Raw genomic sequence first — 21,774 nt, 5'->3', positions numbered from 1 at the left:
CGAAGGGCCGCGACGGGTTCCGGGCTAGGGTCTCCTTGTCGCCCCGAACATCGCCTCCAGCACACCGGGTGCGTCGGTGGTGATCTGGTCGGCGCGCAGCGCCACCAGCCGGGCCAGCGCGGCCGCGGCGCCCGGATGGTCGGGGTTCAGGGTCCAGGCGTCGACCGACTTGCCGGCGGCGTGGCAGGCGGCGATCAGGTCGACCCCCAGCGCATCGGCCCGCAGCACGATCGGCCAGGACAGATAGATCATCGCCGCCTCAGGCGCGCGCTCCAGCGCCGCGGCGATGAAGCGCTCGGCAGCCGCCGAGGTCACCAGCTTGCTCAGGGTGTCGTCGTCGCAGGGATCGAAGCCGAGGCGTAACACGTCAGCGCCGAGGCGGCGCACCGCGGTCCAGTCGCCGCCGCTCAGGATAAAGCGGCCGGCCACCGGGGCCAGTGTGGCGCAGAAGGCGTCGACGCTGCGCTCGTCCAGCGCCGCATCCGCCTCCTTGAGGTCGAGTTGGACCAGGGTCGCAGGATCGGCCCCAGTTGCGGCCAGCTCGGCCAGATCCTCCAACAGCAGCAGCCGCCCCTCGGTCGGCGTCCCGTCGTTGCCGCGCATCCGCAGGGCCCGCAGGTCGCCGACGCCGGCGGCCGCGACCGGGCCATGGCCGGTGGTCTCGCGGTCCAGCGTCTCGTCATGCAGGCAGGCGAAGCCGCCATCGGCGCGGCGGCGCAGATCCACCTCCATCGAGGCCCCCAGCACCATGCCCTCGCGCAGCCGGGCCGGGGTGAAGGGGATGTCCTCGGGCCGCCGCTGCAGCCGGTGCCATTTCAGCCGGGTACGGTGATCGCCGGAAACGATCTCGATGCCGTCAGGCATGCGCCTGCTCCTGCGTGCGGGCTGGTTCGGCCAGGCTCAGATGGCGGGCCGGCTCGCCGGCGCGGAACACGGCGCAGCGGGTCGGGCGCAGCGTCACCGCGGCGCCCTCGGCGATGCCGTCGGCCCGGCCGAGCTGCAGCTTGAGCGTGGCGCCGCCGATGTCCAAATCGGCCATGCGCACGGCGCCGAGATTGACCAACCGGGCGACCCGGCCGGAGACGGCGCCTGGCGTGCCGGCGGGGACGGGGACCAGATCCTCCGGCCGCAGCGCCAGGGTGGCGGGGCCGTCCGCCAGGTCGCAGGGCACCGCCAGGCCGTGCCAGCGCAGCCGGCCGGCCTCGACCCGGGCCTCGGCCAGGGTCATGGTGCCGATGAAGCCGGCGACGAATTCGGTCTCCGGCCGGGCATAGATCTCGCCGGGCCGGCCGACCTGCTCGATCCGCCCGTCCTTCATCACCACGATGCGGTCGGCCAGCGTCATCGCCTCCTCCTGGTCGTGGGTGACGAAGACGGTGGTCAGGCCCAGGCGGCGCTGGATCGCCCGCACCTCCTCGCGCAGCCGCACCCGGAGATGGGCGTCGAGGGCGGAGAAGGGCTCGTCCATCAGCAGGATCTTCGGCTCCAGCACGACGCAGCGGGCGATGGCGACGCGCTGCTGCTGGCCGCCCGACAGCTGGCCGGGATAGCGGTCGCCGTAGCCGGACAGGCCGACGAGATCCAGCACGCCGTCGACCCGGCGGTCGACCTCGCCGCGCGACAGCGGCCGCAGCCCCAGGCCGAAGGCGATGTTGCGGGCCACGGTCATGTGCGGCCACAGCGCGTGGCTCTGGAACACCATGCCGGTCGGGCGACGGTTCGGCGGCAGCGCGCCGATATCGGCGCCGTCGATCGCGACCCGGCCGCCGCTCGGCATCTCGAAGCCGCCGATCATGCGCAGCACGGTCGACTTGCCGCAGCCGGACGGGCCGAGCAGGCACACCAGCTCGCCATCGCCGATGGCCAGCGACACGCGGTCGACCGCGGCGGTCTCGCCGAAGCGCTTGGTCAGGCGGTCGAGCGCGAGCGTGGCCATGCTAGGCTCCCAGCCCGCGCGCGATGGTGCGGGCGCTGAGGATATTGCGCGCGAACAGCAGCGCGACGAAGGACGGCACCCAGAGCAGCACGGACAGCACCGCGCCGTACTGGATCACCAGCTGGTTGTTGATCAGCGAGATCATCAGGATCGGCATGGTCCGCACCGTCGGCGCGCCGATCAGCCACGCGCCCTCGGTCTCGTAGAAGGTGCCGACGAAGCTCAGCAGCAGGGCGGCGGCGATGGCCGGGCCGGCCTGCGGCAGGGTGACGTGCCAGAAGGTGCGGAACGGGCCGGCGCCGACGTCCCGCGCGGCCTCCTCCAGCCGCCGATCGACATTCTGGAAGGCGGCGACCGGAATCCAGATCATGAACAGCAGCGTGTTCAGCACCTGGATGATGGCGACGCCGGCGAAGGTGCCGACCAGGCCGAGCTGCAGGAAGATCGCAGCGATGGCGACATAGAGGCCGAATTTCGGGAAGGCCTGGGTCGCCAGGAAGGACAGCAGCAGCAGTTGCTTGCCGGGGAAGTCGAGCCGGGCAAAGGCATAGGCGGCGGGCAGGCAGATCGCGGCCGACACCGCGGTGACCACCACCGACAGGGCCAGCGAGGTCTGCAGCGCCGACCAGACATCGGCCCGGGCCAGGGTCATGCCCCAGAAGCGCAGGCCCCATTGTGTCGGCAGCAGGGCCGGATAGCGCCAGGCCTCGGCGAAGGCCCACAGGAACACGGTGGCGATCGGCACGATGATCGCCACCCCCAGCACCGTCGCCAGCAGCGGGCCGGGCAGGTGGCGGAACAGGCTCCGGGCGGCGGTCACGGTGCCCCCCGGGCGCGCGATTTCGAGATCGCGCGGACATACAGCACGCCGACCGCGGCGCAGATCAGAAAGGTGACCACCGCCTGGGTCTGGGCGGCGATCGGGTCGCGCACGTCGCCGAAGGTGCGCTGCATGTAGACGCCCATCATTTCCGGCGAGGCGGGGCCCAGCAGATAGGGCAGGGTGAAGGCGCCGAAGATGTTGAGGAACTCCAGCGCGAAGGCGATCAGCAGCGAGTTGCGGATCAGCGGCAGGATGATGCTGGCCAGGGTGCGGAACGGCCCGGCGCCGACGTCCCGCGCCGCCTCGATCGCCGGCAGCGGCACCTGGGCCAGGCCGGACAGCAGCACCAGCAGGGTCAGCGGCACGCCCTCCCACACCAGCCCGATCACCGGCCCCCAGGGGCCGAGATAGGGCGAGACGTAGCCGCCGATGCCGAAGGCCGCCAGGATCGTGGCCAGCAGGCCGTTCGGCCCGATCGAACGGATCAGCGCATAGGCGACGATGATGCCGGGCACGAACAGCGGGAAAACGGCGATGCCCTGCACCACCGCCGGCAGCCGCCCGGTGGCGAAGCGGAGGTACAGCGCCAGCGGCAGGCACAGGGCCAGCAGCAGCGCCGTCGCCACCGCCGTGGTCCACAGGGTGAAGCCGAGGTTGCGGCGGCTCTGCGGGTCGGCGAAGAAGTCGGCGTAGTTGGCCAGCGAGACCACGCTGCGGCCGTCGACCTCGACCCGCAGCGTGGCCAGGACCGCCGACAGCGCCGGCACCAGCACCAGCGCCACCACCAGCAGCACCGGCGCCGCCACCAGCAGCAGGCCCAGGGCCTGCCGCCGGATGATGATTGTTCGCAGGGACGGCAGGGACCGATCGGTCACTTCGACGGGTCGATATTGGGGGCGACGTTGCGGTACCAGCCGTCATTCATCGCCGCTTCCCATTCGCCGCGCGGATAGGTCGGGATCGACTTCGGGATTACCGCGGCGAACTGCTGCTTCAGCTCGGCCGGCAGCTTGTCCCAGTCGACGCCGGGGAAGCCGCCGAGCTCTTTGACGATCGAGACCTGCATCGCGTCGGTCAGCAGGAAGTCGGCCAGGGCCAGGGCGGCGTCCTTGTGCGCGCCGTTGCTGGGCACGGTGGCGTCGGCGAAGCTGCCGGACAGCGCCAGGTCCTGTAGCTGGAACAGCTTGACCGAGGGCGGCAGCACGCCCTGCGCCAGGCCCTGCAGCGCCTGGTCCGACCAGGCCGGGATCATCGACACCGCGCCGCTGGCCAAGAGCTGCAGCGTCGGCGTGTTGCCGGCGGCATAGGCGCCCTTCTCGTACAGCGACGGCGCGAGGTCGTTCAGGATGGCCCAGGCCTTGGGCAGCCGCTCCTCCGCCGCCGCGTTCGAATAATTGGCGACCGTGAACAGCGACGGGTCGCGGTTGTTGGCCTCGTGGATGGCGCGGACCACGAAGTTGCGGCCCGCCCCGCCCTTGTCCGGCCGGCCATAGATGAACTGGCCGGGATGGGACTTGATCCAGGCGGTCAGCCCTGCCCAGTCCTTCGGCACCTCGGCCTCGGCCACCTTCTCCGAATCATAGGCCAGCACGACCTGGGAGCCGCGATAGGGCAGGCCATAGGGCGACTCGATCGCCAACGGATTCAGCCGGGCGTTGCCGGGCACGGACTTGGCGTCGAAGCCGACCCACAGCCCGGCGTCGATGCCGCCCTTGGGCAGCAGCGGGTCGTTCTCCTCGAAGAAGTCGACCTGCGGGTCGATCCCGGCCTTCAGCGCGGCGAAGGCCCGGTCGGAGATCGCCACGATGCCGCCGCTGCCGGCGCCGCGCGAGATCACGACATTGACCTCGAAGTCGGGATGCGCCGCCTCGAAGGCGGGCTTCAGGACATTGCTCCACCAGTCCGAGATGTTGGCATCGCTGGCGGTGTAGACATCGATCCGCGTCGCGGCATAGGCCTGGCGCTGCGGCACCAGGGCGACGGCACCGGCGGCGACGCCGGCCGAAAGGATCTGACGGCGATTGAGCATCCTGCCCCCCGATGACGGCATGTGGTGTGCGGGTGCTGCCTTTAGGGGCGAAGCATGACAGGGTGATGACAGCCGGACCACCGCTTCGTGACTCGCCGCCGGAACCGCGTCGTTTGCGCGGGATTTTCCGTCGCCGCCGGCCTGGAGGGCCGGGATGCGGCGATCCATCATGGCTCGGGCCGCGGCGCGCCGTTGCGCCGGCCCGAACGAAAGGCTGCCGCATGAAGATCGCATCGCTTGAGACCCATGTCGTCGCCGTCCCGCCGCCGCATGTCGGCGGCATGTACTGGATCTTCGTGCAGCTGAAGACGGATGACGGCATCGAGGGCGTCGGCGAGATCTACTCGACGGCCTTTCACCCCCAGGCGATGGTGCCGCTGATCGCGGATGTCTTCGAGCGCCACCTGCTGGGCCACGATCCGCACCGGATCGAACGGTTCTGGCGGTCGGCCTATTCCAGCGGCTTCACCCAGCGGCCGGATCCGACGATGATGGGCATCGTCTCGGGGCTGGAGATGGCCTGCTGGGACATCATCGGCAAGGCGGCCGGCCGTCCGGTCTACGACCTGCTGGGCGGCCTCGTTCACGAGAAGCTGCGCGCCTACACCTATCTCTACCCGAAGAACGCCGCCGGCGAGTTCGACTTCAACGACCCCGACCTGGCCGCGGATTGCGCGGCCGAGATGGTGGCGATGGGCTTCACCGGGGTGAAGTTCGACCCGGCCGGGCCCTACACCGCCTATTCCGGGCACCAGATCTCGCTCGGCGTGCTCGACCGCTGCGAGACCTTCTGCCGCAAGGTGCGCGAGGCGGTGGGCAGCAGCGCCGACCTCTTGTTCGGCACGCATGGCCAGATGGTGCCGTCCTCGGCCATCCGCCTGGCCAAGCGGCTGGAGAAGTACGATCCGCTGTGGTTCGAGGAGCCGGTGCCGCCAGGGCAGGAGGCGGCGATGGCCGAGGTGGCGCGCGCGACCTCGATCCCGATCTCGACCGGCGAGCGGCTGTGCACGAAATATGAGTTCCAGCGGGTGCTGGAGCTCGGCGCCGCCTCGATCCTGCAGCCCGATATCGGCCGGGTCGGCGGCATCCTGGAGACCAAGAAGATCGCCAGCATGGCCGAGGCCTACTACGCCCAGTTGGCGCCGCATGTCTATTGCGGCCCGGTCGTCGCCGCCGCCGGCATCCAGGTCGGCGCCGCCTCGCCGAACTTCCTGATCCAGGAATCGATCCTGGATTACGGCGGCTTCCACGGCGAGATCCTCAAGAAGCCCTTAGCCTTCGACGACGGCTACCTGATCCCGTCGCGCGAGCCGGGGCTGGGGGTGGAGCTGAACCTGGACGTGGTGGCAAGGCACTCGCCGTACACCGGCGACCGGCTGCACCTGCAGATGGCCTCCGAGCCGGCCGACGTGAAGCAGTTCGCCCCCGCTCGCGGCTGAACGGGCCCTTCATGACCCACGACTATGTCATCGTCGGCGCCGGCTCGGCCGGCTGCATCCTGGCGGCGCGGCTGAGCGAGAGCGGCCGGCACAGCGTGCTGCTGCTCGAGGCCGGCGGCCGCGACGATTCCTTCTGGTTCCGCATCCCGGTCGGCTACGCCCGCAGCTACTACAACCCGCGGGTCAACTGGATGTACTGGTCGGAGCCGGAGGCGGCGCTGGGCGGCCGGCGCATCTATTGCCCGCGCGGCAAGGTGCAGGGCGGCTCCGGCTCGATCAACGCCATGGTGTTCGTGCGGGGCGCCGCGGCGGATTTCGACGACTGGGCGGCGGCCGGCAACCCCGGCTGGGGCTACGGCGACGTGCTGCCGCAGTTCCGCCGGCTGGAGAGCCATGCCGGCGGCGCCTCGGACTGGCATGGCGCGGACGGGCCGATCCATGTCACGCCGATGCGCGATGGCACCCATGCGGTGACCGACGCCTATCTCGCCGCCTGCCGCGAACTGCAGCTGCCGGCCAACGGCGACTTCAACGGCGCGTCGATCGAGGGCGCCGGAGTCTATGACGTCAACACCCGCGACGGGCGGCGGTCGTCGTCGAGCGTCGAATACCTGCATCCGGCGCTAGGCCGCCGCAACCTGACGGTCGAGCGCGACGCCCAGGCCCTGCGGGTGGTGCTGGACTCCACCGGCCGCGCCACCGGGGTCGAGATCCGGCTGGGATCGGAGACGCGCATCGTCACCGCGAAGCGCGAGGTGATCCTGGCCGCCGGCGCGGTCGACACGCCGAAGCTGCTGCAGCTCTCCGGCATCGGCGACGGCGCCCAGCTGGCCGCGGCCGGGGTGGCGGTGGCGCACCACCTGCCGGCGGTCGGCCGCAACCTGCAGGACCATCTCTGCGCCAGCTTCTACTACCGCTCGCGCGTGCCGACGCTGAACGGCAGCTTCGGCAGCCCGTGGGGCCAGGCCCGGCTGGGGCTGCAATACCTGCTGACCCGCAAGGGCCCCTTCGCCATGAGCGTCAACCAGGCGGGCGGCTTCTTCCGCGGCGCGCCGGGCGAGGCGCGGCCGAACATCCAGATGTATTTCAACCCGCTGTCCTACCGCATCCCGGACAGCCCGAAGGCCGGGCTGAAGCCGGAGCCCTATCCGGGATTCCTGCTGGCCTTCAACTCCTGCCGGCCGACCAGCCGTGGCGAGATCGCCATCGCTTCGCCCGACCCGTCGGCGGCGGCGAAGATCCGGCCGAACTACCTGTCCACCGACCGCGACATCGCGGAGGTGCTGCAGGGCAGCCGTCTGGCCCGCCGGATCATGGCGGCGCCGAGCCTGGCCGCGATCACGGTCGAGGAGATGCCTCCCTCCGCCGGGGCCGAGAGCGATGAAGCCCTGCTGGACTGGTTCCGGGCCAATAGCGGCTCGATCTACCATCTGTGCGGCAGCTGCGCGATGGGGCCGGATCGGGCGACCGCGGTGGTCGATGCCCGGCTGCGGGTGCACGGGGTGCCGGGCCTGCGCGTGGTCGACGCCTCGATCTTCCCCAACATCACCGCCGGCAACATCAACGCCCCGACCATGATGGTGGCCGAGAAGGGTGCCGGGATGATCCTGACGGATGCGGGGTAGGGAGCGGCTGCTCTGTTGCCTTTCCCGCCTGGCGAGACCTTTTCAGAACGCTCATCCCTCGCCGTCATTGCGAGGAGGCGCAGCCGACGAAGCAATCCATCGTCCCGCATGAGTTGCACCATGGATTGCTTCGCTACGCTAACAAGTAACTGACCGCTCAGGCGGCTCGTTACATCAAGGGCGGGTCGGCCGCCGGCCGGTGCTAAACTCGCAATGACGGTGTGTGGGTTTCCGAAAAGCTCTCGTAAGCGGCAGAGGCAACGCAAATCGACCCAGCGAAGTCGCAATAGCCCCGCGCGGCTACCAGTCCAGATTGGCCGACCGGCAGTTCGGGCAGACGGAGACGGCGCCGGACACCGGCGCCTTGCAGCGGTGGCAGTGGCCTAGAACGGAAGTGATGTGCAAGGCCACTCTCTTGGCTTCCCTGAGGTCGAGGCCGAGTTGGTCATGCAGCCGCTTCGCGCCCTCAAGCGCGCTGGACCGCGTTGTTTTCGCGATCGACGCCTTGTCGCCGTCGCCGAGCGATGACGGCCAGGTCACGACGCTTCGGCAGCGGGGACACATGATTGTGTTGCCTGTGGTCGCCTCGCTCCCGGTCATCATGCTTGCCCGTCACGATGAGGCGATCATAGCAGGTCCTGGGGCCGGCCGGCCTCGCCTTCACACAATCGGCAGCCCGACATAGTTCTCGGCCAGCACGGTCTGGGCGGTGCGGGAGCCGCGGATGTAGTCCAACTCGGCCCGCTGCAGCCGGCGCTCCAGCGGGCCGGTGTCGGGGAAGCGGTGGGTCAGGCCGGTGAACCACCAGGAGAAGCGCTCCGCCTTCCACACCCGGGCCAGCGCGCGGGCCGAATAGCCGTCGATGCCGGCGGCCGAGCGCTCGCGGTAATGCTCCTCGAAGGCCTCGGCCAGCATGATCACGTCGGACACCGCCAGGTTCAGCCCCTTGGCCCCGGTCGGCGGCACGATATGGGCGGCGTCACCGGCCAGGAACAGCCGGCCGTGGCGCATCGGCTCGGACACGAAGCTGCGCAGCGGCGCGATGCTCTTCTCGAAGGACGGGCCGCGCACCACTGCCGCCTGCGGGCCCAGGCGCAGGCACAGCTCGTCCCAGAACCGGTCGTCCGGCCAGTCCTCGATCCGGTCGTCCAGCGGGCATTGCACGTAGTAGCGGCTGCGATGGGCCGACCGCATGCTGGCCAAGGCGAAGCCGCGCTCGTGATTGGCGTAGATCAGCTCGTGATGGGCCGGCGGCACATCCGCCAGCACGCCGAGCCAGCCGAAGGGATAGACCCGCTCGAACTCGCGCCGCACACCCTTCGGGATGTAGCCGCGGCTGACGCCGTGGAAGCCGTCGCAGCCGGCGATGAAGTCGCAATCCACGCGCTGCTCGACGCCGTTTTGCCGCCAGGTGACGGAAGGGCGATCGGTGTCGATCTCGTGCAGGGCCACGTCCCCGGCGTCGAACACGATCGACAGACCGCGCTCTTCGGCGCCGTCGAACAGGTCGCGCATCACCTCCTGCTGGCCGTAGACGGTGATGCAGGAGCCGGTCAGGGCCTGCATGTCGATGCGGAACATTTCGCCGTCGACCGCCAGGTTGGTGCCGGCATGGGGCAGCCCCTCGCGACGCAGCCGGGCGCCCAGGCCCAGCCGGTGCAGCAGGTCGACCGTGCCCTGCTCCAGCACCCCGGCGCGGACCCGGCCTTCGACATAGTCGCGGCTGCGGCGCTCCAGCACCACGGCCTCGATGCCGGCGCGGTGGAGCAGATGGGCCAGCACCATCCCGGCCGGCCCGGCGCCGATGATCGCGATCTGGGTGCGCATGGGCCTAGGCTAGGCGCAGCGGCGCGGAAAGCCATGGACGCGGCTTCGGAAAACTTGGACAATTTTTCCCGCGCGCTTCGGGCGGTCAGGAGGCAGGACTCCATGCAAACACCCGCGATTCCGAATTTTTTCCTCTATGGCGAGGCGCCGCGGACGGTCGACGACCGGTTCCTGCATTTGGAGGCATTGGAGGATCGCAGCCGACCCAGCGGCTGGACTATCCGGGCCCATGCCCATGCCAACCTGAACCATGTCTTCCACTTCACCCGCGGCGGCGGCGTGGTCCGGGCCGAGGGCCAGTCGATCCGGCTGCAGGCGCCCTGTCTGCTGCTGATGCCGGCCGGGGTGGTGCATGGCTTCGACTTCGAGCCGGAGACGGTCGGCTCCGTCCTGACCGTGTCCGACGCCGCCCTGCGCGAGCTGGTGCGGCGCGAGCCGGAGTTCCGGCCGCTCTTCGCCGCCCCGGCCGTGATCCCGGTCGCCGACCAGGGCTTCATCCTGGCCAGCCTGGGCCGGCTGTCGCGCGAGCTGGCCTGGCTGGCACCAGGCCGGGCCGCGGCGGTGGAGGCGCTGCTGGTCGGCATCCTGGTCGAGGTGCTGCGCCTGGCGCAGGCGGGGGGCGGGGAGACCGCGGCCCCCGGCCCGCAGGCGCTGCTGGTGGCCCGGTTCCGCGAGCGGATCGAGCAGCACTACCGCGCCCATGACGAGGTCGAGGATTACGCCCGAGCGCTGGCAGTCAGCCCGAAGCAGCTCTGGGCCGCCTGCCGCCGGGTGGCGGGCGCGCCGCCGGCCCGGCTGATCCAGGACCGGCTGTTGCTCGAGGCCAAGCGCCTGCTGCTCTACACCAATGTCTCGGTGGCCGAGGCGGCCTATGCTCTCGGCTTCAACGACCCGGCCTATTTCTCGCGGCTGTTCGCCAAGCAGACCGGCCGGTCGCCGCGCGACTTCCGCCGCGGCGGCGACCGCCGGGATCAGGTCAGCGCGTCGACCACACCGCCATCGACCCGCAGCGCCGCGCCATTGGTGGCCGCAGCCTGGGGCGAGACGGCATAGACCACCATGTTGGCGACCTCCTCGGTCGTGGCCATGCGGCCTAGGATCGAGGTCGGGCGGTGGGTGCGGACGAACTCGGTCGCCGTCTCGTCGATCGACTTGCCGGACTCCGCGGCCATCTCGCGCAGGAACTCCTTGACCCCCTCGGTCATGGTCGGGCCGGGCAGCACCGAGTTGACGGTCACGCCGGTGCCGCGGGTCAGCTTGGCCAGGCCGCGCGCGATCGAGATCTGCGCCGTCTTGGTGAAGCCGTAATGCACCATCTCGACCGGGATGTTCAGGCCGGATTCGGAGGAGATGAACACCACCCGGCCCCAGTCGCGCGCCAGCATGCCCTTCAGATAGGCGCGCGACAGCCGCACGCCGGACATGACATTGACTTCGAAGAACCGAGCCCAGTCCTCGTCCGGGATGTCGAAGAACTCCTTCATCTCGAAGATGCCGACATTGTTGACCAGGATGTCGACCTCCGGCACCGCTGCCAGTAGCTCGGCGCAACCCGCGGCGGTCGAGACGTCGGCCACGGCGGCGCGCAGCGCGGCGCCGGGCACGGCCTGCCCGATCCGCTCGATCGCCTCGGCCACCGCGGCGGGCTTGCGGCCGTTCACGATCACCTCGGCGCCGGTGCCGGCCAGCCCCTGGGCGATGGCGGAGCCGATACCGGCGGTGGAGCCGGTGACGAGGGCGGTCTTGCCGGACAGGTCGATCTTCATGGGCTGGCTCCGGGGTGCGGGGGAGAAGGCTGCGGGCCCGTCAGAGGAGGGCGCTGCCGCCATGAATATAGGCAGTGCTGCCGGTGGCGTAAGGGTTGGTGATGAAGGCGAGGATCTGGATGGCGACGTGTTCGGGCTGGCCGACCAGCCCCGCCGGCAGGGCGGCCGCGGCGCGGTCGTACATCGCCTGGCGGGCCTCCGCGGCCATGCGGTCGTACAGCGGCGTCACCACCAGCCCCGGCGAGACCGTGTTCACCCGCACCGGCGCCAGCTCCAGCGCCAGGCCCTGGGCCAGCGCCTCCATCCCGGCATTGATCGCGCCCTGGATCGCGGCGCCCTTGCGCGGCCGGATCGCCAGCACGCCGGTGACCAGGGTCAGCGACCCGCCGTCGCGGATCGGCGCGGCGCGGGCGATGCGGTAGGCGCCCCAGAACTTCGAGTTCATCGAGGCGAAGGCGTCGGCCAGCGGGAGCTCGCGCACCGCCGCCACCTTGGTCTGCGCCGCCGTGACCACGACGTGATCGTAGACCGTCCCGTCGGCGAAGAAGGCCTCGACCGCGGCGTCCGAGGTGATGTCGAGCGCCCGACCCTCGGCCCCGGCGCCGATCGCGGCGACGGCGGCGTCGATCTTCTCCTGCGACCGCGAGGCCACGGTCACCGCCGCGCCCAGGTCGGCCGCCGCCTGCGCCGTGGCCAGGCCGAGCCCCGAGCTGCCGCCCACCACCAGCACGCGCTGGCCTGCGAGATCACCCATCATCCTTCTCCTTCGATATCCGCCGGCCCCTCTGGCCGCTTGTCGCGAAGATCTGGACCCTCTGCGCTCCGGAAATAATACTCGGGGCTGGAAAGCCACTCTTGCTGGATCGTTGAGAATGGGCGCGATCGAGAACCTGACCGACATTGCCGTCTTCGCCCGCATCGCCGCCTCCGGCAGCCTGTCGGCGGCGGCGCGGGAGCTCGGCCTGTCGCTGGCCGTGGTGTCGAAGCGGCTGGCCCGGCTGGAGGCGGCGCTCGGCGTCCGGCTGGTGCAGCGCACCACCCGGCGGCTCAGCCTGACCGAGGAGGGCGCGGCCTTCCACGAACGGGCGCTGCGCATCCTGGCGGAGCTGGAGGCGGCGCAGGAGGCGGTGGGCGGCGACGGCCGGCCGCGCGGCCTGCTGCGGGTGACCACCACGGCCGCCTTTGCCCGCCGCTGGATCGCGCCGATCCTGGCCCGATTCCAGGCGGACTGCCCGGAGGTTCGGGTGCAGGTAACCGCCACCGACGCCGTGCTGGACCTGGTGCAGAACGGCGTCGACCTCGCCATCCGCCAGGCGGTGCTGCCCGACAGCGCCCTGATGGTGCGGGACCTGGCGCCGAACTGGCGGGTGGCCTGCGCCGCACCGGACTATCTCGCCCGGCGCGGCCGTCCGGAGACGCCGGCGGATCTGGCCGGCCACTCCTGCATCGTCTATGGCGACCCGCCGATGACGGCCTGGAGCTTCGCCGCGCCGGGCGGGCCGCCGGTCGAGGTCGCCGTGTCCGGCACGATCATGAGCAATGACGGCGAGGTGGCGCATGAGGCCGCACTGGCCGGCGCCGGCATCGTGCTGAAATCGATCTGGTACGTGGCCGGGGACCTGGCTGCCGGGCGGCTGGTGCGGGTGCTGGCCGACCATGCGTCGCCGGCCTCGCCGATCCAGGCGGTGTTTCCCTCGGCCCGGCATCTCGCTCCGAAGACCCGAGCCTTCCTGGATGTGCTCGGTGCCGAGCTGCGCGTTGCCGCCCGGCGCCTGGACCGGCCGTGATGCCTTGCCAGGGTGCGCCGGGGCTGCTCAACTCGCGGATATCCGGCCGACCGGCCGCGCTCCCGAGATGATGGACTTCTGATGACCGAGCCTGCGCTGATCCCTGTCTTCGACGGGCACAATGACGTTCTGCTGCGCCTCCTGAAATCCCACGCCGCTTCGGCAGAGGCGGCTTTCGTCGAGGGCACCGCGACCGGCCATCTCGACCTCCCACGGGCGCGAAAAGGTGGCTTCGTCGGCGGCATGTTCGCAATCTTCCCGCCGCCGGTGCAGGGCTCCGGCAGCCCGATCGACCGGATGAAGGGCGGCAGCTACACCGTGCCGCTGCCGGCGGAGCTGGGGCTGGCCGACGCCCAGGCCTCGACCATCGCCATGGCCTCGATCCTGCTGCGGCTGGAGCGCGCCGGGGGCCTCAGCGTCTGCCGCAGCGTCGCCGAGATCCGTGCCGCCGTCGCCCGCGACTCGCTGGCCACGGTGTTCCATGTCGAGGGCTGCGAGGCGATCGATACCGATTTCCGCATGCTCGACCTGCTCTACGCCGCCGGGCTGCGGTCGCTCGGCATCGTCTGGAGCCGGCCGAACGCTTTCGGCCATGGCGTGCCCTTCACCTTCCCGAGTACGCCCGACACCGGGCCGGGCCTGACCGATGCCGGGCGCGAGCTGGTGCGTGAGTGCAACGAGCGCCGTATCCTGATCGACCTGTCGCATCTGAACGAGAAGGGCTTCTGGGACGTGGCGGAGCTGTCGACGGCGCCACTGGTCGCGACCCATTCCAACGCCCACTCGGTCTGCCCGCATGCGCGCAACCTGACCGACCGGCAGCTCGACGCGATCCGCGAGAGCCGCGGCATGGTGGGGCTCAACTTCGCCACCGCCTTCCTGCGCCCGGACGGATCGATGAACGCCGATACCGATCTCGAGATCATGGTGCGGCATGTCGATGCCCTGATCGAGCGGCTGGGCGAGGACGGGGTCGGCATGGGCTCCGACTATGACGGCGCCACGGTGCCGGCGGCGATCAAGGACGTGGCCGGGCTGCCGCGGCTGTTCGAGGCGCTGCGCGCCCATGGCTATGACGACGCGCTGCTGCGCAAGCTCGGCACCGAGAACTGGTTCGGGGTGCTGGAGCGGAGCTGGGGCGGATGACGGCGATGTCGGAAGAACGGACGATCACGACCGTCGACGAGGCGATCCGGGAACTCGCAGGGGCACCGGACGGCGTCCTGCCCGTGGACGCCATGACCTGGGCGCTGCAGCATTGGGACGAAGCCGGCCCCCGCTTCGTCGAGCTGCTGGAGCGCTGTGCCGGCGGCAGCGTCTGGTCCGAGGGCATGGAAGATGCGCTCTTCTTCATCTTCCACCTGCTGGCGGAGAAGCAGGAGACGCGCGCCTTTCCGGCTCTCTGCCGCCTGTCCCGCGACAGCGAGGCGGTCGAGCTGATCGTCGGAGACGCGATCACCGAGACGCTCACCCAGATCCTGATCAGCACCTTCGACGGCAACGCCGCCCTCCTGAAGGCGGTGATCGAGGACGCCGCGGCCGACGAGTTCGTGCGCGAGGCGGCGTTCCAGGCCCTGGCCTGGCACTGCCGTGCGGGCGCGATCTCCGACGAGGAGATGCGGGCCTATCTGCTGCATCTCCACGAGCAGACGCAGCCGGGCGAGAACATGGTCTGGCTCGGCTGGGTGAACGCGGTCTCGAGCCTGGGCTTTCAGGACCTCGCCGACAAGGCGGAGCGGCTGGTCGACGAGTTCTTCCTGCACATCATGGACGTCGGCGACTTCCGCGACGATCTCCGCCAGACGCTCGCCGACCCCGATCGGATGGTGCGCTTCACCGCCAACCACATCGGCCCGTTCGTCGATGCGATCGGCACCCTTTCGACCTGGCACGGCTTCTCGGAGGAATACCGGGAGCAGCTGGCGAGAGGGGAGGAGTCGGACGACGGGATCGGCGACCTGGACGATCCGCTAGTTCCCCGTGGATGGCCGTCCATCGCATTCGGTGAGCCCGCGATCAATCCGGCGCGGGATGTCGGCCGCAACGACCCTTGCCCCTGCGGTAGCGGCAAGAAGTACAAGAAGTGCTGCCTGGGGAAGGATGCGGCTTGATCTGGCCTGTCGTCCCCTGATGACGGAGATCGACCGGTATCGCGCCGCCATCCTCGGCGCCGTCCCGGACCTCGTCGGCTCGGCCTTCCGGCTGCTGGCGGAGAGCTGGGATTCGACGGCGGTCGAGGTCGACGGCCGGCTGGTCTTCAAGTTCCCGCGCCATGAGGCGGCGGCAGGGCGGCTGCGCAAGGAGGCCGCGCTGCTGAGCCTGGTCCGGCCCGCAGTGTCGCTGCCGGTTCCCGACCTGGTGCTCGAGGAGGGGCCGCCGCTGTTCTCCCGGCACGCCAAGATCCCGGGCGACCATCTGCTGACGGCGCACTATGCCGAGTTGCCGGAGGCGGCCATCCGGCAACTCGCCGAGGATCTGGCGGGCTTCCATGCCGAGCTGCACCGGCTCGATCCCGGCCGGATGGCGGCTGCCGGCGCCGGGCCGGTCGAGGATTGGGGGACGGCGGAAGAGATCGGCGCCAAGGCGCTGCCGGTGCTGACACCGGAGCTGCGCGGGACGGCGGAGCGGCTGCTCGCGGCCTATGGCCGGCTGCCGCCCGATCCGCATGGGACGATCTACGGCTTCTTCGACGGGCATGGCTGGAACATGGCGTTCGACCATGGCCGGCAGCGGCTCAACGGCATCTACGACTTCGCGGATTCGGGCATCGGGCCGCTGCACCAGGAGTTCGTCTATTCCGGCTTCGTCTCGCCCGACCTCACCGCCCGGCTCGTGACGGCGTATGGGGCGCTGACCGGCCTGACGCTCGACCGCCGCCGGATCGCGATCCTCACCGGCACGCACCGCCTGTGGGAGCTGGCCGAGCTCGCCGGCGATCCCGAGCATGAGCCGACGATGGTCCGCAGCTTTGCGGACTGGGCCGCGACGGCGGAGACTTTCTAGGTCGGGTCAGAGTGCCGGCCGGTCCTCGCCCAGCCCGGCTCGCGCCGGCGTGCCCATCGGCCGATACTGGCCGATCAGCAGCGCCGCCTGGGTCCGCAGCGCATCGCTGAGCTGCGGCGCGCCGCGGCCCATCTCGTCGGTCACCCGGAACAGCAGCCGCTCGATCGTGTCGAGATGCTTGGTCCGCAGCGTGCCGGCGACATGCGCCTCCCGGCGCCTGGGGTCGAGCAGCGTGTCGTAGAGAGCGTCGAGATGCTCGACCAGCGTGGCGGCAGCGGCAATCGAAGCCTCGTCGCCCTCGGTCGAGGTGAAGCGGATCGGTGGAACGATGCGCGTCGGCCGATCCATGCTGGGCCTCCCCGGAAATCAATCATCCACGATCCCTTGGATCGGGATATTTGGCAACTCCGAAGCGGGCCTGTGCGAATTAATTTATCTTACGGATTTTTCAGGGATTTTAGTGGCTGTCGAGATATCGCGTCTGGAAGGCGGAGAGGTCGTGCCGGAAGCTGGCAAGACTGTAGTCTCCGGTCTCCAGGGGAGGTGCACGGTCCTGCAGAATCGCGTGCAGAATGCATTCCTGGGTCCGTCCCAGGCTACCCTGCCGCGCCGCCACCATTGCCAGCGAGATCCAACACGTCTCCTCCGGGCTGGGCGGAAATCCGTCCTCCCAGTTCTGGCCCTGGATACGGAGCCAGAAGTGCAGCGTCTGCGCGAGGCTATGGCCGTCGTTCGTCATTCGCTCTGCCGTCAGCATGGTCTTCACAAAAGACATGGGGCAGCGATTTGTTCCGGCGTTCCGTCACAACCTGGCCAGCGGGAGAGGTAATACAGAGGGAGCCCTGCCGTCTCAGCCCACCGCGGCCCGCAGCGCCTGCTCCAAATCGGCGATCAGCTCGGCAGGGTCTTCGATGCCGGCGGACAGGCGCAGCAGGTCGTCGGGCACCCGGCTGGTCGGCCCTTCGACGCTGGCGCGGTGCTCGATCAGGCTCTCGACCCCGCCCAGCGAGGTGGCGCGTTTCCACAGCTCGACCTTGGCTGCCGTGGCGATCGCCGCCTGCGCGCCGGCCTTGACCCGCATCGACAGCATGCCGCCGAAGCCGCCCTGCATCTGCCGGACGGCGACTGCATGGCCCGGCGCGTCCTCCAGCCCGGGATACAGCACCGCCGAGACCAGCTCGTGGCCGCGGAAATGCTCGGCGATGGCCAGCGCCGTGGCCGAGGCCTGGCGCACCCGCGGCACCAGGGTGCGCATGCCGCGCAGCAGCAGCCAGGCCTCGAACGGGCCGAGCACCGCACCGTGCTGGGCGCGGATGCGCTTGACCCGCTGCCAGGTCTCGTCGTCGCGTGCGGTGGCCAGCGCCCCGGCGATGACGTCGGAATGGCCGTTCAGGTACTTGGTCGCCGAATGCATCACCAGGTCGGCGCCCAGCGCCAGCGGCCGGGTCAGCACCGGCGTCGCCACGGTGGAATCGACCGCCACCCGGGCGCCTGCGGCATGCGCCGCTTCGGCCACCGCGGCGATGTCGGTGACGGTCCACATCGGGTTGGCCGGGGTCTCCAGCCACACCAGCTTGGTCTCGCCCGGGCGCAGGGCGGCGCGGACCGCGTCGATGTCGTGGGTGTCGACCAGTTCGACCTTCAGTCCCCAGCGGGTGGCCTCGGTCACCAGCCAGTTGCGCAGCGACCAGTACATCACCTTCGGCGCCAGCACATGATCGCCCGGCGCCAGCGCCAGGAACACCGCGGTCGCCGCCGCCATGCCGGAGGCGAAGACGGCAGCGCCCTCGGCGCCTTCCAGCGCCGCCAGCACCGCCTCGGCCTGGTCGAAGCTCGGGTTGTTGTCCCGGGCGTAGATCCGGCCGGACCGGTACTGGTTGTCCGGGTCGCGGATATAGGTGGAGGAGGGGTGGATCGCCGGGGTGACTGCCTTGGTCACCGGGTCGACCCAGCCCAGCGCCTGCGCCGCGATGCTGGCGGCCGAAAGCTTGCTCTTGTCCATCGTTCCGCCTCCGGCAGCTGTTCTATCGATCGTCATGGCGAGGAGCGAAGCGACGTGGCCATCCAGGGCCGCTCGCACCGGCCCTGGATGGCCACGCCCCTGCGGGGCTCGCCATGACGGTGAGTGACTTGACTCGCTGGTACTATTCCGCGAAGACGCGGGCGAAGATGTCGTCGACGTGCTTGGTGTAGAAATCGTAGCTGAAGGCGTGCGCCAGCTCCTCGCGCGGGATCGTGACCTCCGGGTCGGCGGCGAGGCGGTCGAGGAAGCTGCCGCCCTCGTGCCACACCTTCATGGCGTTGCGCTGGACCAGGGTGTAGGCGGTCTCGCGGCTGATTCCGGCCTGGGTCAGGGCCAGCAGCACGCGCTGCGAGAACACCAGGCCGCCGAGCGATTCCAGATTGGCCTTCATCCGCTCCGGATAGATCAGCAGCTTGTCGACCACGCCGGTCAGGCGCGACAGGGCGAAGTCCAGGGTGACGGTGGCGTCGGGCGCCTGCATCCGCTCGACCGAGGAATGGCTGATGTCGCGCTCATGCCACAGCGCCACATTCTCCATCGCCGGCACGACGGCGGCGCGCACCAGCCGGGCCAGGCCGGTCAGGTTCTCGGTCAGCACCGGGTTGCGCTTGTGCGGCATCGCCGACGAGCCCTTCTGGCCCGGGTGGAAGAACTCCTCCGCCTCGCGCACCTCGGTGCGCTGCAGGTGCCGGATCTCGATGGCGAGGTGCTCGATGGAGGAGGCGACGACGCCGAGCACCGAGAACACCATGGCGTGGCGGTCGCGCGGGATCACCTGGGTCGACACCGGCTCGACCTGCAGCCCCAGCTTGTCGGCGACGTAGCGCTCGACGAAGGGATCGACCGAGGCGAAGGTGCCGACCGGGCCGGAGATGGCGCAGGTGGCGATTTCGCGCCGGGCCTGCACCAGCCGGTCGCGGTTGCGGCGGAAGGCGGCCCAGTGGCCGGCCAGCTTCAGGCCGAAGGTGGTCGGCTCCGCATGGATGCCGTGGCTGCGGCCGACGGTCAGGGTGTGCCGGTGCTCCTCGGCCCGCCGCTGCAGCGCCCCCAGCAGGCCGTCGACATCGGCGATCAGCAGGTCGATCGCCTGGGACAGCTGGATCGACAGGGTGGTGTCCAGCACGTCGGACGAGGTCATGCCCTGGTGCACGAAGCGCGCCTCGGGCCCGACATACTCGGCCAGGTTGGTCAGGAAGGCGATGACGTCGTGCCGGGTCTCGCGCTCGATCTCGTCGATGCGCTCGACGTTGAAATTGCCGCGCTCGCGCACCGCCTTCACCGCCGTCTCCGGCACGATGCCCAGCTGGGCCATCGCCTCCAGCGCCGCGACCTCGATGTCCAGCCAGATCCGGTACTTGTTCTCCGGCTCCCAGATCCGGGTCATCTCGGGGCGGCTGTAGCGGGGGATCATCGGCGTGGTCCATGCGGGGCAGGGGAAGGCGGTCGGGGACGGACCTCCCTTTCCTTGTCATTGCCGGGCTTGACCCGGCAATCCAGAAGATGTCGACAGCCTCTGGATGCCCGGGTCAAGCCCGGGCATGACAGTTGAAGAAGACCTGTCCCGATGCTCCTGGGCGGTATAGCAGCATGCGGCGGCTCGGCGGAAGCGCACGGCCTTGCCGAAACTGCATGCCCCTGGTGCGTCCTCGCCGGAATTGGACTGCCTGGATTTGGCCGATTGGCCCTGGCGGCCAGTCCGATTCATCGCCATCTGTGCGGCATCCACCTGCTGTCCAGGTCCCCTGCCATGTATGTCCCGCCCGCCTTCCGGGAAGACCGGATCGAGATCCTGCACGCCGCGATCCGCGAGGCCGGCCTGGCCACGCTGGTCAGCCTCGGCGCCGATGGCCTGGTCGCCAGCCATGTGCCAATGCTGCTGGACCCGGAGGCCGGGCCGAACGGCACGCTCTATGGCCATCTCGCCAAGGCCAATCCGCATGCCGCCGGCGGCGTGCCGGGGGTGGAGGCGCTGGCGATCCTCCAGGGGCCGGACGCCTACATCACCCCGTCCTGGTACGAGACCAAGCGCCAGACCGGCAAGGTTGTGCCGACCTGGAACTACGTCGCCATCCACGCCAGCGGGCCGCTGGAGATGTTCGACGACGCCGACCGGCTGCTCGACCTCGTCACCCGCCTGACCCTGCGGCACGAGGGCGGCCGGGCCGCGCCCTGGTCGGTCAGCGACGCACCCGCCGATTTCGTCCGCGGCCAGTTGAAGGGCATCGTTGGCTTCGCCCTGCCGATCGCGCGGCTGGAGGGCAAGTGGAAGATGAGCCAGAACCGGCCGGCCGCCGACCGCGCCGGCGTGGTCGAGGGGTTGGGCGCCGACGGGCGGGGCGAGGTCGCGGCGCTGGTGCCGGTCGAGCGGGGCTGAGGCCCGCGCCGGCTAGGACTTGAACTTCAGCAGCCGATCTTCACTGGCATATTTGTCGATAATGGCCGTGAGGCTCGCGGCACGCTCCTCCATCGTATTGCCGGACGGTGGGTGGGCACGGCCCTGAGGCGTCGCCGCCCACTGCGCCTCGGCCCGGGCGAGAGCCATCATGCGCAGGAGGGGCGACTCCGTCTTGGCGTAGTCCGCAAGGGGCCCGCGTTGGATGCCGAGCGCTGCCTCCCGCTCCGCCGCACCCGCATAAAGCTCGTCTCGCTGCGGGTCCGTCAGCGGGGGCAGGCCTGCCTTCTCGCGTGCGATATCGACACCGCTGACATAGGCCTGCACGTGATCCGCGTCGACGTGCCGTTCCGGCGGCCAGCCATCGATCGCGCGCGCAAAGCGCTCTCCGTCATCGGCATCAAGTCCCATTCCCTGGAACAGATCGCGCGCTCGCTTGATGCGCTCGTCGAGTGGCCGCGCGTTGTCATAGATCTCACGATTGCGGCCGAGAATGGCATGCAGCAATTCATGCTCGAGGACCGGATTTCCACCCGTGTTCAGCGCCGATTCGGGAATATAGACCTCGCCGTCGACGGTCACGCCTCCCGTGCCGGGATGACGACTCTCATAGTCCTCATCGCTGAGCACGTGGATCGGCACGCCCAGCCGCTCCGCTTCGGCGATGATCTTCGCCCCGGTCGGAGACCGCTTCGACTCTTCGGCCTTGTAGCGCTCCAGCTTCTCCAGCCTCGCCACGGCGTCCTGCACCAACCGCTCGATCCAGTCGGTCCAGCTCTTTCCTTTTTCAATGACCCCGCCATTGCCGGGGTCGTCGACCATGCCCGTGCCGCCCGCTTCTCCGGCCATGCGCCGAGATTGCGAAATGGCGTCGTTGAAGGCTTGCCGCTGTGCCCATGAAGCCGGCGTCGTTCGCCCACCTTGGATAGATGCGCTGGTGTCGATCCGAAAAGACATGCTGCATCTCCGTCCAGCCTGCGCAGATAAGCCGGAGAATTGTACCTTTGATGCTCAGGATCGGAAACCCATTTGGCTTGGCGGCTCCGCCAATAGCATCGTGTGAGAATTGAGACGGCTGCAGCCGATTGCAGGCATTCGTCAACGGATCCCCGCAGTCATGTCGA

General features: G+C 69.9%; 21 protein-coding genes. 8 read left to right on the top strand and 13 right to left on the bottom strand.

Translation table 11 applies throughout. From position 1 onward, the window contains the following. Positions 1 to 24 precede the first annotated feature (24 nt). The 5 genes from FFK22_RS08095 to FFK22_RS08075 are packed head-to-tail and all read right to left on the bottom strand — an operon-like array spanning position 25 to position 4,788. Positions 25 to 864 (bottom strand): glycerophosphodiester phosphodiesterase family protein, encoded by an 840-nt coding sequence (locus tag FFK22_RS08095; RefSeq protein ID WP_138887301.1) that lies wholly within the window; start codon positions 862 to 864, stop codon positions 25 to 27. Further along, on the bottom strand, positions 857 to 1,936 hold the full coding sequence (locus FFK22_RS08090; RefSeq protein WP_138887302.1) for an ABC transporter ATP-binding protein: 1,080 nt from the start codon (positions 1,934 to 1,936) through the stop codon (positions 857 to 859). The genes FFK22_RS08095 and FFK22_RS08090 overlap by 8 nt, the downstream gene beginning before the upstream one ends. 1 nt (position 1,937) lies before the next feature. Then, positions 1,938 to 2,756, bottom strand: a complete 819-nt coding sequence (locus tag FFK22_RS43795; RefSeq protein ID WP_138887303.1) for an ABC transporter permease — start codon at positions 2,754 to 2,756, stop codon at positions 1,938 to 1,940. Next, entirely contained in the window at positions 2,753 to 3,634 is an 882-nt protein-coding gene (locus FFK22_RS43790; protein WP_138887304.1) for an ABC transporter permease, read from the bottom strand. The genes FFK22_RS43795 and FFK22_RS43790 overlap by 4 nt, the downstream gene beginning before the upstream one ends. Continuing rightward, a complete protein-coding gene (locus FFK22_RS08075; protein WP_138887305.1) occupies positions 3,631 to 4,788 on the bottom strand; it encodes an extracellular solute-binding protein in 1,158 nt (385 codons plus the stop codon). The genes FFK22_RS43790 and FFK22_RS08075 overlap by 4 nt, the downstream gene beginning before the upstream one ends. A 221-nt stretch (positions 4,789 to 5,009) precedes the next feature. On the opposite strand from FFK22_RS08075, the gene FFK22_RS08070 reads away from it, so the two are divergent. After that, a complete protein-coding gene (locus tag FFK22_RS08070) occupies positions 5,010 to 6,227 on the top strand; it encodes a mandelate racemase/muconate lactonizing enzyme family protein (RefSeq protein ID WP_138887306.1) in 1,218 nt (405 codons plus the stop codon). 11 nt (positions 6,228 to 6,238) lie between these two features. Then, complete coding sequence (locus FFK22_RS08065) at positions 6,239 to 7,852, top strand: GMC family oxidoreductase (RefSeq protein ID WP_138887307.1); 1,614 nt, start codon at positions 6,239 to 6,241, stop codon at positions 7,850 to 7,852. Positions 7,853 to 8,512: 660 nt separating this feature from the next. Here the strand turns inward: FFK22_RS08065 and pobA are convergent. Further along, positions 8,513 to 9,679 carry a 4-hydroxybenzoate 3-monooxygenase gene (gene pobA, locus FFK22_RS08060; RefSeq protein WP_138887308.1) on the bottom strand — a complete coding sequence of 389 codons (1,167 nt, stop codon included), beginning with the start codon at positions 9,677 to 9,679 and terminating at the stop codon, positions 8,513 to 8,515. Positions 9,680 to 9,781: 102 nt separating this feature from the next. Here pobA and FFK22_RS08055 point away from each other — a divergent pair, with 102 nt between their 5' ends. Continuing rightward, positions 9,782 to 10,732, top strand: a complete 951-nt coding sequence (locus tag FFK22_RS08055; protein ID WP_138887309.1) for a helix-turn-helix domain-containing protein — start codon at positions 9,782 to 9,784, stop codon at positions 10,730 to 10,732. Here FFK22_RS08055 and FFK22_RS08050 read toward each other — a convergent pair. After that, on the bottom strand, positions 10,651 to 11,445 hold the full coding sequence (locus FFK22_RS08050; protein ID WP_138887310.1) for an SDR family NAD(P)-dependent oxidoreductase: 795 nt from the start codon (positions 11,443 to 11,445) through the stop codon (positions 10,651 to 10,653). The two genes, FFK22_RS08055 and FFK22_RS08050, sit on opposite strands and share 82 nt — an antisense overlap. Before the next feature lie 40 nt (positions 11,446 to 11,485). Then, positions 11,486 to 12,199 (bottom strand): SDR family oxidoreductase, encoded by a 714-nt coding sequence (locus FFK22_RS08045; RefSeq protein WP_221938470.1) that lies wholly within the window; start codon positions 12,197 to 12,199, stop codon positions 11,486 to 11,488. Between the two features lie 118 nt (positions 12,200 to 12,317). On the opposite strand from FFK22_RS08045, the gene FFK22_RS08040 reads away from it, so the two are divergent. The 4 genes from FFK22_RS08040 to FFK22_RS08025 all read left to right on the top strand — a co-directional run bounded on the left by FFK22_RS08040 (position 12,318) and on the right by FFK22_RS08025 (position 16,235). Further along, a complete protein-coding gene (locus tag FFK22_RS08040; protein WP_138887312.1) occupies positions 12,318 to 13,232 on the top strand; it encodes a LysR family transcriptional regulator in 915 nt (304 codons plus the stop codon). An 81-nt stretch (positions 13,233 to 13,313) separates the two neighbouring features. Continuing rightward, positions 13,314 to 14,378, top strand: a complete 1,065-nt coding sequence (locus tag FFK22_RS08035; protein ID WP_138887313.1) for a dipeptidase — start codon at positions 13,314 to 13,316, stop codon at positions 14,376 to 14,378. Continuing rightward, positions 14,375 to 15,343 carry a DUF1186 domain-containing protein gene (locus FFK22_RS08030; protein ID WP_138887314.1) on the top strand — a complete coding sequence of 323 codons (969 nt, stop codon included), beginning with the start codon at positions 14,375 to 14,377 and terminating at the stop codon, positions 15,341 to 15,343. Before FFK22_RS08035 ends, FFK22_RS08030 begins: the two co-directional genes overlap by 4 nt. A 19-nt stretch (positions 15,344 to 15,362) precedes the next feature. Continuing rightward, positions 15,363 to 16,235, top strand: a complete 873-nt coding sequence (locus tag FFK22_RS08025; RefSeq protein WP_138887315.1) for a phosphotransferase family protein — start codon at positions 15,363 to 15,365, stop codon at positions 16,233 to 16,235. A 6-nt stretch (positions 16,236 to 16,241) separates the two neighbouring features. Here the strand turns inward: FFK22_RS08025 and FFK22_RS08020 are convergent, their stop codons facing one another. The 4 genes from FFK22_RS08020 to purB form a co-directional block, all read right to left on the bottom strand. Continuing rightward, positions 16,242 to 16,583, bottom strand: coding sequence for a hypothetical protein (locus FFK22_RS08020; protein ID WP_138887316.1), 342 nt, complete (start codon positions 16,581 to 16,583; stop codon positions 16,242 to 16,244). 109 nt (positions 16,584 to 16,692) lie between these two features. Beyond that, positions 16,693 to 16,974, bottom strand: a complete 282-nt coding sequence (locus FFK22_RS08015; protein ID WP_138887317.1) for a hypothetical protein — start codon at positions 16,972 to 16,974, stop codon at positions 16,693 to 16,695. A 111-nt stretch (positions 16,975 to 17,085) separates the two neighbouring features. Further along, entirely contained in the window at positions 17,086 to 18,237 is a 1,152-nt protein-coding gene (locus tag FFK22_RS08010) for a PLP-dependent aspartate aminotransferase family protein (RefSeq protein ID WP_138887318.1), read from the bottom strand. 142 nt (positions 18,238 to 18,379) lie between these two features. Then, positions 18,380 to 19,669, bottom strand: coding sequence for an adenylosuccinate lyase (gene purB / locus FFK22_RS08005; protein WP_138887319.1), 1,290 nt, complete (start codon positions 19,667 to 19,669; stop codon positions 18,380 to 18,382). 336 nt (positions 19,670 to 20,005) lie between these two features. Between purB and FFK22_RS08000 the strand changes: the two genes are divergently transcribed. Further along, positions 20,006 to 20,632, top strand: a complete 627-nt coding sequence (locus FFK22_RS08000) for an FMN-binding negative transcriptional regulator (protein WP_138887320.1) — start codon at positions 20,006 to 20,008, stop codon at positions 20,630 to 20,632. A gap of 12 nt (positions 20,633 to 20,644) precedes the next feature. On the opposite strand, the gene FFK22_RS07995 is transcribed toward FFK22_RS08000, so the two are convergent. Further along, a complete protein-coding gene (locus tag FFK22_RS07995) occupies positions 20,645 to 21,607 on the bottom strand; it encodes a hypothetical protein (protein ID WP_138887321.1) in 963 nt (320 codons plus the stop codon). Between the last annotated feature and the right edge of the window lie 167 nt (positions 21,608 to 21,774).

The organism is Mycobacterium sp. KBS0706 (assembly GCF_005938675.2).
Taxonomy (GTDB): Bacteria; Pseudomonadota; Alphaproteobacteria; order DSM-16000; family Inquilinaceae; genus Inquilinus.
Note: the sequence above shows the minus strand (reverse complement) of the source record. Positions and strands in the feature narration are given on the sequence as shown.